General features: G+C 67.7%; 9 protein-coding genes. 7 read left to right on the plus strand and 2 right to left on the minus strand.

Going from position 1 to position 12,949, the window contains the following annotated elements; translation table 11 throughout:
• Positions 1–33: 33 nt before the first annotated feature.
• Positions 34–2,745, minus strand: a complete 2,712-nt coding sequence (polA, locus tag ACNPQM_RS12805; RefSeq protein ID WP_418084073.1) for a DNA polymerase I — start codon at positions 2,743–2,745, stop codon at positions 34–36.
• A 158-nt stretch (positions 2,746–2,903) separates the two neighbouring features.
• On the opposite strand from polA, the gene ACNPQM_RS12810 reads away from it, so the two are divergent.
• From ACNPQM_RS12810 to ACNPQM_RS12840, 7 genes are all read left to right on the plus strand, one after another.
• Positions 2,904–5,180, plus strand: coding sequence for an FdhF/YdeP family oxidoreductase (locus tag ACNPQM_RS12810; protein WP_418084074.1), 2,277 nt, complete (start codon positions 2,904–2,906; stop codon positions 5,178–5,180).
• 245 nt (positions 5,181–5,425) lie between these two features.
• Positions 5,426–5,896 (plus strand): PaaI family thioesterase, encoded by a 471-nt coding sequence (locus ACNPQM_RS12815; protein WP_418084075.1) that lies wholly within the window; start codon positions 5,426–5,428, stop codon positions 5,894–5,896.
• Between the two features lie 635 nt (positions 5,897–6,531).
• Positions 6,532–7,740 (plus strand): branched-chain amino acid ABC transporter substrate-binding protein, encoded by a 1,209-nt coding sequence (locus tag ACNPQM_RS12820; RefSeq protein ID WP_418084145.1) that lies wholly within the window; start codon positions 6,532–6,534, stop codon positions 7,738–7,740.
• A gap of 110 nt (positions 7,741–7,850) precedes the next feature.
• Entirely contained in the window at positions 7,851–8,780 is a 930-nt protein-coding gene (locus ACNPQM_RS12825) for a branched-chain amino acid ABC transporter permease (RefSeq protein WP_358860792.1), read from the plus strand.
• A gap of 5 nt (positions 8,781–8,785) precedes the next feature.
• The gene (locus ACNPQM_RS12830; RefSeq protein ID WP_418084076.1) at positions 8,786–10,579 is read left to right on the plus strand and encodes a branched-chain amino acid ABC transporter permease; all 1,794 of its coding nucleotides are present in this window, start codon (positions 8,786–8,788) and stop codon (positions 10,577–10,579) included.
• Between the two features lie 5 nt (positions 10,580–10,584).
• A complete protein-coding gene (locus ACNPQM_RS12835; protein WP_418084146.1) occupies positions 10,585–11,487 on the plus strand; it encodes an ABC transporter ATP-binding protein in 903 nt (300 codons plus the stop codon).
• Entirely contained in the window at positions 11,484–12,200 is a 717-nt protein-coding gene (locus ACNPQM_RS12840; RefSeq protein ID WP_418084077.1) for an ABC transporter ATP-binding protein, read from the plus strand. Before ACNPQM_RS12835 ends, ACNPQM_RS12840 begins: the two co-directional genes overlap by 4 nt.
• Before the next feature lie 79 nt (positions 12,201–12,279).
• Here the strand turns inward: ACNPQM_RS12840 and ACNPQM_RS12845 are convergent, their stop codons facing one another.
• Positions 12,280–12,939, minus strand: coding sequence for an ANTAR domain-containing response regulator (locus ACNPQM_RS12845; RefSeq protein WP_418084078.1), 660 nt, complete (start codon positions 12,937–12,939; stop codon positions 12,280–12,282).
• Positions 12,940–12,949: the final 10 nt, after the last annotated feature.

The following is a 12,949-nucleotide window of genomic DNA, read 5'->3' on the forward strand; positions in this document are numbered from 1 at the left end:
CACCGTACGACCGCCGGGACCGCCCCGCTCACGTCAGTGCGCGGCGGACTCCCAGTCCGCACCCACACCGACCGACACATCCAGCGGGGCACGCAGCTGCACCGCCGTCGACATCTCGTGGCGCAGGATCTCCTCCACCTGCTTCCGCTCACCCTTGGCGATCTCCAGCACGATTTCGTCGTGGACCTGGAGCAGCATCCGGGACTTCAACTGCGCCTCGGTGAGCGCCCGGTCGACCTGGAGCATGGCGACCTTGACGATGTCTGCCGCCGTCCCCTGGATCGGTGCGTTCAGCGCCATCCGCTCAGCCGTCTCACGGCGCTGCCGATTGTCGCTGTTCAGGTCCGGGAGGTAGCGGCGACGGCCGAAGACCGTCTCCGTGTAGCCGGTGGCCCGGGCCTCCTCAACCACCCGGTGCAGATAGTCACGGACCCCGCCGAACCGCTCAAAGTACGTGTCCATCAGACCGCGCGCCTCACCCGCCTCGATGTTCAGCTGCTGCGACAGACCGAACGCGGAGAGCCCGTACGCGAGCCCGTAACTCATCGCCTTGATCTTGCGGCGCATCTCCGCGTCGACAGCGGACTTCTCGACACCGAAAACCTGCGAGGCCACCGTCGTGTGCAGGTCCTCACCGGACGTGAACGCCTCGATCAGGCCCGCGTCCTCCGACAGGTGGGCCATCACCCGCAGTTCGATCTGGCTGTAGTCCGCCGTCATCAGCGTCTCGAACCCGTCACCGACGACGAAACCGCGCCGGATCGCCCGGCCCTCGTCCGTGCGGACCGGAATGTTCTGCAGATTGGGGTCGGTCGACGAGAGCCGGCCGGTCGCCGCGACCGTCTGGTTGAACGTCGTGTGAATGCGGCCGTCCGCCGCGATCGTCTTGACCAGGCCCTCGACCGTCACACGCAGCTTCGCCTGCTCGCGATGGCGCAGCATGATGATCGGCAGCTCGTGCTCCGTCTGCACCGCCAGCCACGCCAGCGCGTCCGCGTCCGTCGTGTAACCCGTCTTCGTCTTCTTCGTCTTCGGCAGCCCCAGCTCACCGAAGAGAACCTCCTGAAGCTGCTTGGGGGACCCGAGGTTGAACTCACGGCCCACCGCGGCGTGCGCCTCCTTCACCGCCTGCTGCACCGCGCCGGCGAACTGCTGCTCCATGCCTTCCAGGTGCTCCCGGTCCGCTGCGATGCCGTGCCGCTCCAGGCGGGCCAGCAGCGCGGACGTCGGCAGCTCCATGTCGTGCAGCAGCTCGGCGGCGCCGACCTCCTGCAGCCGCACGGTGAACGCCTCGCCCAGATCAAGGACCGCACGGGCCTGCGCCATCAGCGCCTCGGCTTCCGCCTGGTCGTCCGCACCGAACGCCAGCTGCCCGTCGGACGCCGCCGCGGGGGCCAGTTCCCGGCCCAGATACTCCACCGACAAGGCGTCCAGCGCGAAGGACCGCCGGCCGGGCTTGACCAGATACGCAGCCAGCGCCGTGTCCATCGTGACGCCGTCGACCTGCCAGCCGTGCTCCGGGAAGACCCGCATCGCACTCTTCGCGTTGTGCATGACCTTCGGCCGCCCGGCATCCGCGATCCAGGCGGCGAACGCCCGCTCGTCCGCCTCGTCGAGCCGCGCCGGGTCGAACCACGCCGCCGCCCCGCCGCCGGCGGCCAGTGCGACCTCCGTCACACTGCCGGTGCCCAGCGCCCAGGTGTCGACCGTGGCGACACCGAGCGGCTGCCCGCCGTGCTCGGCCAGCCACGGCGCGAGCTCACCGGCACCCAGCACCGCACCGTCCAGCTCGACACCCGCGGCCGGCGCCGGGGCCTCGACCTCCGCAGCCCCCGGGTCCACGGCGAGCAGGCGCTCGCGCAGGCTCGGGTTACGGATCTCCAGCACATCGAGCACACCCGTGACCGCCGAGCGGTCGTACGGCGCACGTTCCAGATCCTGCGGAGCCTTCGACAACTCCACATCCCGGACCATCTCGGTCAGCCGCCGGTTCAGCTTCACGGACTCCAGATGGTCCCGGAAATTCTGCCCGGCCTTCCCCTTGACCTCGTCGGCGCGCGCGACCAGCTCGTCGAACGAACCGAACTGATTGATCCACTTCGCGGCCGTCTTCTCACCGACCCCCGGAATACCCGGCAGATTGTCCGACGGGTCCCCGCGCAGCGCCGCGAAGTCCGGGTACTGCTGCGGCGACAGCCCGTACTTCTCCTCGACCTTCGCCGGGGTGAACCGCGTCAGCTCCGACACGCCCTTCGTCGGGTACAGCACCGTGACGTTGTCCGTGATCAGCTGGAACGAATCCCGGTCACCGGTGACGATCAGCACCTCGAACCCGGCCGCCTCCGCCTGCGTCGCCAGCGTGGCGATCACATCGTCCGCCTCGAAACCGTCGACCGCGAAACGATCGGCATGCATCGCGTCCAGCAGCTCGCCAATCAGCTCGACCTGCCCCCTGAACTCGTCCGGCGTCTTCGAACGGGTCGCCTTGTACTCCGGGAACTCCTGCGACCGCCACGTCTTGCGCGAGACGTCGAAAGCCACCGCGAAATGCGTGGGCGCCTCGTCACGCAGCGTGTTCGCCAGCATCGACGCGAAGCCGTACACCGCGTTCGTCGGCTGCCCCGCCCCTGTCGTGAAATTCTCCGCAGGCAGCGCAAAGAACGCCCGGTACGCCAGGGAGTGCCCGTCCATCAGGAGCAGGCGCGGTCGGTTGTCTGCCGTCTTCTTCGATGCCGTCTCAGCCACGCCCCCGATCCTGCCACGGACCACCGACAATCCGGACCGCACACCACTCGCCCGGCACCCGTCCCACGCCGCGTGACACCATCGCCGGAGACAGAAGAACCCGGAAACACACGAAGCGACACCGCGCAGGTTCGCAGCTGGCTCAAAGGGGAGCAGACATGGCCACCAAGCCGCCCACCGGTGACCCGGTCCAGGACGCACCGCACGTCGAGCCGGCCCAGCACGCCGCCGCCGGACTGCCCGCCGTCGCCCACAGCCTGCGCATCGCCCACCAGCAGATGGGCATCCGCCGCACCGCCCGGACCCTCCTCAAGGTCAACCAGAAGGACGGCTTCGACTGCCCCGGCTGCGCCTGGCCCGAGGGCGACAAACGGCACACCGCCGAATTCTGCGAGAACGGCGCCAAGGCCGTCGCCGAAGAAGCCACCCTGCGCCGCGTCACCCCCGAATTCTTCGCCGCCCACCCCGTGGCCGACCTGGCCACCCGCAGCGGCTACTGGCTCGGCCAGCAGGGCCGCATCACCCAGCCGATGTACCTGCCCGAAGGCGCCGACCGGTACGAGGCAGTGACCTGGGAACAGGCCTTCGAGATCATCGCCGGGGAACTGCGCGCCCTCGGCTCCCCCGACGAAGCGCTCTTCTACACCTCTGGCCGCACCAGCAACGAGGCCGCGTTCCTGTTCCAGCTGTTCGCCCGCGAATTCGGCACCAACAACCTGCCGGACTGCTCCAACATGTGCCACGAGTCCTCCGGCTCCGCCCTCACGGAGACCATCGGCATCGGCAAGGGCAGCGTCTCCCTCGAGGACCTCCACCAGGCCGACCTGATCATCGTCGCCGGACAGAACCCCGGCACCAACCACCCCCGGATGCTCTCCGCCCTGGAGAAGGCCAAATCCGCAGGCGCCAGGATCATCTCGGTGAATCCGCTGCCCGAAGCCGGCCTGGAACGGTTCAAGAACCCGCAGACACCCCAGGGCATGATCAAGGGCACCGCCCTCAACGACCTCTTCCTGCAGATCCGCATCGGCGGCGACCAGGCCCTCTTCCGGCTCCTCAACAAGATGATCCTGGAGACCGAAGGCGCCGTCGACGACACCTTCGTACGCGAACACACCCACGGGTACGAGGAATTCGCCGCCGCCGCCCGCGCCGCCGACTGGGACGAGACCCTCACCGCCACCGGACTCGACCGCGCCACCATCGAGCAGGCCCTCACCATGATCCTCGCCTCGAAGCGCACCATCGTCTGCTGGGCCATGGGCCTCACCCAGCACAAACACTCCGTCCCCACCATCCGCGAAGTCGTCAACTTCCTCCTGCTCCGCGGCAACATCGGACGGCCCGGCGCCGGAGTCTGTCCCGTCCGCGGCCACTCCAACGTCCAGGGCGACCGCACCATGGGGATCTTCGAACGCCCCGCCCCCGCATTCCTCGACGCCCTCGACAAGGAATTCGGCATCACCTCACCACGCCACCACGGCTACGACGTCGTCCGCTCCATCCAGGCCCTCCGCGACGGCGACGCCAAGGTCTTCTTCGCCATGGGCGGCAACTTCGTCGCGGCCACCCCCGACACCGACGTCACCGAGGCCGCCATGCGCCGCGCCCGCCTCACCGTCCACGTGTCGACCAAGCTCAACCGCTCGCACGCCGTCACCGGCACCCGCGCCCTGATCCTGCCCACCCTCGGCCGCACCGACAAGGACATCCAGGCGAGCGGCAAGCAGTTCGTCACCGTCGAGGACTCCATGAGCATGGTCCACGCCTCCCGCGGCAACCTCACCCCCGCAAGCCCCCACCTGCTCTCCGAACCCGCCATCGTCGCCCGCCTCGCCCGCGCCGTCCTCGGCCCCGGATCCACCACCCCCTGGGAAGAGTTCGAGAAGGACTACGCAACGATCCGCGACCGCATCTCCCGCGTCGTCCCCGGCTTCGAGAACTTCAACACCCGCATCGCCCGCCCCGGCGGATTCACCCTCCCGCACGCCCCGCGCGACTCCCGCCGATTCCCCACCGCCACCGGCAAGGCCAACTTCACCGCGGCGCCCGTCGAATACCCGGAACTCCCCGAAGGCAGACTGCTGTTGCAGACCCTGCGCTCCCACGACCAGTACAACACCACGATCTACGGCCTCGACGACCGCTACCGCGGCATCAAGGGCGGCCGCCGCATCGTCATGGTCAACCCGGACGACGCCCGCACCCTCGGCCTCACCGACGGCGCCTTCACCGACCTAGTCAGCGAATGGAAGGACGGCGTCGAACGCCGCGCCCCCGGCTTCCGCATCGTCCACTACCCCACCGCCCGGGGCTGCGCCGCCGCCTACTACCCCGAGACCAATGTGCTGGTCCCGCTCGACTCCACCGCCGACACCAGCAACACCCCCGCGAGCAAGTCCGTCGTCGTCCGCTTCGAGAACATCAAGGAGTAGAACGTCCGAGGTCAGGACGCCCGCAGTCAGGACGTCCGGGAGCAGAGCATCCGGAGACGATCCGCACACCCAGCCCACCAGGGCGTGTTTCGAAAGTCCCGCCTGCCAGGCGGCGGCCGGGCCGCCCTGCAGGCGGACGACGCTCCTTCCGGAACACGCCCTAAGCGTTCGCTCAGCCGTCTGATAAGAACGACGCACACGACAAGAGAACGACGAACCACCGCAGACGATCGGAGCCGGACCCCATGGGCGAGCAAACCGCACCCAAGTTCCCCCAGGAGATCATCGACGAGTACGCCGCCCTCGGCGTCGACCTGCCCGCACTCTTCTCCGCCGGACACCTCGGCGAACGCATGGGCATCCAGATCGTCGAAGCCTCCGCGGACCGCGTCGTCGGCACCATGCCCGTCGAAGGCAACACCCAGCCCTACGGACTCCTGCACGGCGGCGCCTCCGCCGTCCTCGCCGAAACCCTCGGCTCCATCGGCACCATGCTCCACGGCGGCGCCACCAAGATCGCCGTCGGCGTCGACCTGAACTGCACCCATCACCGAGGGGTACGGAGCGGACTCGTCACCGGCACCGCCACCCCCGTACACCGCGGCCGCTCCACCGCCACCTACGAGATCACCATCACCGACGAACAGGACAAGAGGGTCTGCACCGCCCGCCTCACCTGCCTGCTCCGCGACGCCCCCAAGACTGCAGCCGCCTGACCCGCCGGCACCAGAACACACCCCCTGCCCGGCCGGATGAAAAATCCGGCCGGGCAGAGTCATATCCACGCACAACAAGCCGCCCGCACAAGACCGTTGAACAATTTCCACACCCAACACCCTTGACCCCGAAACCCATTGTGTGGCCCACTCGGCAGCCACACACAGCTCACCGACACCACAGGGCGTGGACCACACACCACCCGGCATAACACTGTGTAACAAGCACCCGATCCCGGAGCGCCGCCGGGCAGCACAAAGAACCCGGCCCCGCAGACACCGGGCACTCCGTCGCGCCCTCACACCCCCAATGACGCGACAGCACCAAGATCGCCTCAAGCCCCTTAGCAGAGCTGCGCGTTCTCAGAATGCGGTCACTTTGCCGTCCAGTAAAAAGCCGTACATGTCCGCACAGCCACCTCAAGCCTTCCTCAACGGCATAACAAGACAGTCACATCCTCCGCCGACCCATCCCCGACTCCGCCACCTGCGCCTAGAGTCACGGCCAGTCACCGCGCCGCCGGGCGCGTCTGCAGCACGGCCCTGTACCAACCCAGTACGGCCCGGCGAACGACACGGCACCTCAAGCAGAGGAGGCCGCGCCAGGGAAAGGACCTTTCGTGCGACACCGTTCTTTGCTCATCCTCACCACAGTGCTCACCACCGGAGCCCTGACGCTCACCGCCTGCGGGTCGCGCGACGACAGCAAGAAGAGCAGCAGCGGCGACACCCAGACCGTCGTCATCGGCGTCGACGCGCCCATCACGGGCGACCTGTCCGCCCTCGGCCTCGGCATCAAGAACTCCGCGGACCTCGCCGCCAAGACGGCGAACAAGGAAAAGACCGTCCCCGGCATCAAGTTCGAGGTCAAGCCGCTCGACGACCAGGCACAGCCCTCCGTCGGCCAGCAGAACGCCCAGAAGTTCATCGACGACGACACCGTCGTCGGCGTCGTCGGCCCGCTGAACTCCGGCGTCTCCCAGTCGATGCAGAAGCCGCTCAACGACGCCTCCCTCACCCAGATCTCCCCCGCCAACACGGGCACCGAGCTGACCCAGGGCGACAACTGGAAGACCGGCGACAAGAAGCGCCCCTACAAGACCTACTTCCGCACCGCCACCACGGACCAGATCCAGGGCGCCTTCGCAGCGAAGTACCTCTTCAACAACGCGAAGATCAAGCAGGTCTACCTCATCGACGACCAGAAGCCGTACGGCGCCGGTCTCGCCGCCTCCTTCAAGGCGACCTTCACCACCCTCGGCGGCAAGATCGTCGGCACCGACCACGTCAACCCCGACGACCGCGACTTCAACGCCGTCGTCACCAAGGTCAAGAAGTCCGGCGCCAAGGCCGTCTACTACGGCGGTGAGTACCCCGCCGGCGCGCCCCTGAGCCAGCAGCTCAAGGACAGCGTCCAGATCCCCCTCATGGGCGGCGACGGCATGTACAGCGCCGACTTCATCAAGCTCAACAAGAAGGCCCAGGGCGACATCGCCACCTCCGTCGGCAAGCCCGTCGAGGAGCTCGACTCCGCCAAGAAGTTCATCGCGGACTACAAGACGGCCGGATACAAGGACGCCTACGAGGCGTACGGCGGCGGCACCTACGACGCCACCTGGGCGATCATCGAGGCCGTCAAGCTCGCCGTCGCCGAGAACAATGGCAAGCTCCCCGACAACGCCCGCGTCAAGGTCCTCGACGCCATGGCCAAGGTCAAGTTCGACGGCGTCACCGGCCCCGTCTCCTTCGACGAGTTCGGCGACACCACCAACACCATGATGACCGCCTACCAGGTCGACGGCGGCAAGTGGACCTCCAAGCTCAGCGAGGCCTACAAGCCCTGACCCCCGCAGGCCCTCCCGGGCACGCACTGAACTGACACCCAGACCGCGCGGGAGCGCTACCAGCGCTCCCGCGCGGTGCCATATCCGAACCACTCCACGGAGGCCCTGCGGTGAACGAACTGCCGCAACAGCTGGCCAATGGACTCATCCTCGGCGCGATGTACGGTCTCATCGCGATCGGCTACACGATGGTCTACGGAATCATCCAGCTCATCAACTTCGCCCACGGCGAGATCTTCATGATCGGAGGCTTCGGAGCTCTCACCGTGTACCTCTGGATGCCGGCCGGCGTCTCCCTCCTCGCAATCATCCCACTCATGATCATCGGCGGCGTCATATGCTCCGTCGCCGTCGGAACAGCCGCCGAACGCTTCGCCTACCGGCCCCTGCGTAACGCCCCCCGACTGGCCCCACTGATCACCGCCATCGGACTCTCCCTCGCACTCCAGCAGGCCATCTGGAAGTGGTACCCCGACGCCAAGAAGGACCGCTCCTTCCCCCAGTTCAAGGGCGAAGCGATCGACATCTTCGGCGCCCACATCCAGCGCGGTGACCTCTTCGTCCTCATCACCGCCCCCATCTGCATGATCGCCCTCGGCCTCTTCGTCTCCAAGACCCGCACCGGCCGCGGCATGCAAGCCACCAGCCAGGACCCCGACACCGCAAAGCTCATGGGCATCAACACCGACCGCATCATCGTCATGGCCTTCGCCATCGGTGCCGCGTTCGCCGCCATCGCCGCCGTCGCCTACGGGCTCAAGCAGGGCGTGATCGGCTTCAGAATGGGCTTTCTCATGGGCCTCAAGGCCTTCACCGCAGCCGTGCTCGGCGGCATCGGCAACATCTACGGCGCCATGCTCGGCGGCATCGTCCTCGGCGTCGCCGAATCCCTCGCCATCGGCTACATGAGCGACGTCCCCGGCATGGAACTCTTCGGCGGCGGCGCCTGGAAGGACGTATGGGCCTTCGTCCTCCTCATCGTCGTCCTGCTGATCCGGCCCCAGGGCCTGCTCGGCGAACGCGTCGCGGATCGGGCGTGATACGGATGACCACCAACCACACCACCGCACCCGGGGCCGCCCCCTTCCTCGCGATCCCCGCAAACGCCGCCCGCATCGGCACCCTAGCGGGCGCTGCCGTCGCACTCGCCGGCACCTTCCTCGCCTGGACCTGGACCAGCGAATTCCCCGGCGACCTCACCGTCACCGGCTACCCCGGCGGCCTCCAGGTCCTCACCCTCATCAGCGCCGCACTCACCTTGCTCTTCGCACTGTCCGGGTACGGCATCCGAGGCCTCGGCTTGCTCACCCCCGGCGGCACCAACAGCCCCGTCCGCCTCCTGGCGCTCGGCACCCTCGGCACCACCGGCTACACCATCGGCGCCATCGCGTACGACCTCGGCGGCGTCGTCAACCTGGAGCCCGGCGCCTGGGTCAGCGGCATCGGCGCACTCATCGCCGCCGTCGCCGCACTCGGACTCCCCGGCGACCAGCTGCACACCACCACCGCAACCACCGCCTGGGAACGCTTCCGCGACAGCCTCCGCGCACCGTCGGCCCCCCGGGCCAAGGCCCTCCCCGACTGGGCCGAAATCCTCATCATCGTCGTATCGTTCGGCATCGGCCTCTACATCTTCGCCTACGGCATTGACACCGACTACACCGAACTCTTCATCGGCTTCCTCATCACCGTCGGCTTCGCCTTCACCGCCCTCCACCGGGCCGGACTCGTCTCCCGCCTCACCGCGCTGACCGCGAAACACCGCAACATCACCCTCGCCGCCGCCCTCGTCGCAGCCGTCTGCTTCCCCTTCACCCAGCAGAAGGAGGAATACGCGCTCATCGGCGCCAACATCCTCATCTTCGGCACCGTGGCACTCGGCCTCAACGTCGTCGTCGGCCTCGCCGGCCTCCTCGACCTCGGATACGTCGCCTTCCTCGGCGTCGGCGCCTACGCCGCCGCCCTGGTCTCCGGCTCCACCATGTCGGCCATCGGCGTCGAATTCCCCTTCTGGGCCGCCGTCCTGACCGGCGCCGGCGCCTCGCTCGTCTTCGGCGTCCTCATCGGCGCCCCGACCCTGCGACTACGCGGCGACTACCTCGCCATCGTCACCCTCGGCTTCGGTGAGATCTTCCGCCTGACCGTGAACAACCTCAACGGCAACAGCGGACCCGACCTCACCAACGGCTCCCAGGGCATCCCGAGCATCCCCGACCTCAACTTCTTCGGATTCGACTTCGGGCTCAAGCACGACATCCTCGGCTTCAACCTCGGCAGGTCCGCCAACTACTACCTGCTGATGCTCGTCTTCACCGCCGTCGTCGTCCTCGTCTTCCGCCGCTCCGGAGAATCCCGCATCGGCCGCGCCTGGGTCGCCATCCGCGAGGACGAGACCGCAGCCACCGCCATGGGCATCAACGCCTTCCGGCTCAAGCTGCTGGCCTTCGCCCTCGGCGCCACCCTCGCCGGCCTCGCCGGCACCGTCCAGGCACACGTCAACTACACCGTGACACCCGAGCAGTACCAGTTCGCCGGCTCCGTACCACCCAACTCCGCCTTCCTCCTCGCCGCCGTCATCCTCGGCGGCATGGGAACCCTCAGCGGACCCCTCGTCGGCGCCGCACTGCTCTACCTCATCCCGGCCAAGCTGCAGTTCATGCAGGACTACCAGCTCTTCCTCTTCGGCGTCGCACTCATCCTCCTGATGCGCCTGCGTCCCGAAGGCCTCGTCGCCGACCGCAGGAAGCAGCTCGAATTCCACGAGAACGACCCGATCGACGTACCAGAACCACGGCAGACCGAAGAGACCGGCGTCGGCATCGCCAAGGCGGGGGCGTGACCACCATGACCACCACCACGAAAACCGCCACGACCGTCCTCGACGCGAACGGCGTCACCATGCGCTTCGGCGGCCTCACCGCCGTACGCAACGTCGACCTCACCGTCAACGCGGGCGAAATCGTCGGCCTCATCGGCCCCAACGGCGCAGGCAAGACCACCTTCTTCAACTGCCTCACCGGTCTGTACGTCCCCACCGAGGGCAAGGTCAGCTACAAGGGCACCGTCCTGCCGCCCAAGCCCCACCTCGTCACCCAGGCAGGCATCGCCCGCACCTTCCAGAACATCCGGCTCTTCGCCAACATGACCGTCCTGGAGAACGTCCTCGTCGGTCGCCACACCCGCACCAAAGAAGGCCTCTGGTCCGCCCTCCTGCGCCTCCCCGGCTTCACCAAAGCCGAGAACGCCAGCCGCGAACGCGCCATGGAGCTCCTGGAATTCATCGGCCTCCAGGACAAGGCCGACCACCTCGCGCGCAACCTCCCCTACGGAGACCAGCGCAAGCTGGAAATCGCCCGCGCCCTCGCCAGCGACCCCGGACTCCTCCTCCTCGACGAGCCCACCGCCGGCATGAACCCGCAGGAAACCCGCGTCACCGAAGAACTCATCTTCGCCATCCGCGACCAAGGCATCGCCGTCCTCGTCATCGAGCACGACATGCGGTTCATCTTCAACCTCTGCGACCGCGTCGCCGTCCTCGTCCAGGGCGAGAAGCTCGTCGAAGGCACCTCCGACGTCGTCCAGAGCGACGAACGCGTCGTCGCCGCCTACCTCGGCACCCCCTTCGAAGGCGCCCCCGGCGCCGAAGAAGTCGCCGAAGTCGAAGCAGCGGAAGCCGAAGCACACGCCGAAGCCGCCACCGACGACGACACCAGTACCACCCGCACCGAAGAGGAGGACACCCCATGACCGCACTGCTCCAGGTCGAAGACCTCCGCGTCGCCTACGGCAAGATCGAAGCCGTCAAAGGCATCTCCTTCACCGTCGAAGCCGGCCAGGTCGTCACCCTCATCGGCACCAACGGCGCAGGCAAGACCACCACCCTGCGCACTCTCTCCGGGCTCCTCAAGCCCGTCGGCGGCAGCATCCTCTTCGACGGCAAACCGCTCACCAACATCCCCGCCCACAAGATCGTCTCACTGGGCCTCGCCCACTCCCCCGAGGGACGCCACATCTTCCCCCGGCTGACGATCACCGAGAACCTCCAGCTCGGCGCCTACCTCCGCAACGACAAGGCAGGCATCGAAAAGGACATCCAGCGCGCCTACGACCTCTTCCCCATCCTCGGAGAACGAAGGAAGCAGGCCGCCGGAACCCTCTCGGGCGGCGAACAGCAAATGCTCGCCATGGGCCGCGCCCTGATGTGCCAGCCCAAGCTCCTGATGCTCGACGAACCCTCCATGGGCCTCTCCCCGATCATGATGCAGAAGATCATGGAGACCATCGTCGAACTCAAGGCACAGGGCACCACCATCCTGCTCGTCGAGCAGAACGCCCAGGCCGCGCTCTCCCTCGCCGACCACGGCCACGTCATGGAGGTCGGCAAGATCGCCCTCTCCGGCACCGGCGCGGACCTCCTCCACGACGAGTCCGTCCGCAAGGCCTACCTCGGCGAGGACTGACCGACACCACCCCATACGGATGAGGCCCGCACCCCCGATCGATCCGGGGTGCGGGCCTCATCCATACGTACCTACGCGGCTACTCGCCGTCCCTCGCCGCCCGCTTCTTCTCCTCGGCATCCTCGATCAACGCCTCGGCAAGCTGCTGCATCGACAGCCGACGATCCATCGACGTCTTCTGAATCCAACGGAACGCCGCCGGCTCCGACAGCCCGTAATCCGTCTGCAGAATGCTCTTCGCCCGGTCCACCAGCTTCCGCGTCTCCAACCGCTGCGCGAGGTCCGCGACCTCGGTCTCCAGAGCCTTCAGCTCCGCGAACCGGGACACGGCCATCTCGATGGCCGGCACCACGTCGCTCTTGCTGAACGGCTTCACGAGATACGCCATCGCCCCGGCGTCCCGGGCCCGCTCGACCAGGTCGCGCTGCGAGAACGCGGTGAGCATCAGAACGGGCGCGATGGACTCCTCCGCAATGCGCTCGGCGGCGGAGATGCCGTCGAGGATCGGCATCTTCACATCGAGGATGACGAGGTCGGGCCGGTGCTCACGGGCGAGTTCGACCGCCTTCTCGCCGTCACCGGCCTCGCCGACGACCGCGTAGCCCTCTTCCTCGAGCATCTCTTTGAGGTCGAGGCGGATGAGGGCCTCGTCCTCGGCGATGACGACGCGGGTCGTCAGCGGCGGGACGTGCGACTTGTCGTCGTCGGCGACGGGCTGGGGCGACTCGGGCGTGGTCACGGGGCTCCTC

Source organism: Streptomyces sp. NPDC056231 (assembly GCF_048270745.1).
Lineage (GTDB): Bacteria > Actinomycetota > Actinomycetes > Streptomycetales > Streptomycetaceae > Streptomyces.

What these genes read in the sequence shown, in the direction of transcription:
- ACNPQM_RS12810 (WP_418084074.1), top strand. Translation starts at nt 2,904, where the DNA reads ATGGCCACCAAGCCGCCCACCGGTGACCCGGTCCAGGACGCACCGCAC.
- ACNPQM_RS12815 (WP_418084075.1), top strand. Translation starts at nt 5,426, where the DNA reads ATGGGCGAGCAAACCGCACCCAAGTTCCCCCAGGAGATCATCGACGAG.
- ACNPQM_RS12830 (WP_418084076.1), top strand. Translation starts at nt 8,786, where the DNA reads ATGACCACCAACCACACCACCGCACCCGGGGCCGCCCCCTTCCTCGCG.
- ACNPQM_RS12835 (WP_418084146.1), top strand. Translation starts at nt 10,585, where the DNA reads ATGACCACCACCACGAAAACCGCCACGACCGTCCTCGACGCGAACGGC.
- ACNPQM_RS12840 (WP_418084077.1), top strand. Translation starts at nt 11,484, where the DNA reads ATGACCGCACTGCTCCAGGTCGAAGACCTCCGCGTCGCCTACGGCAAG.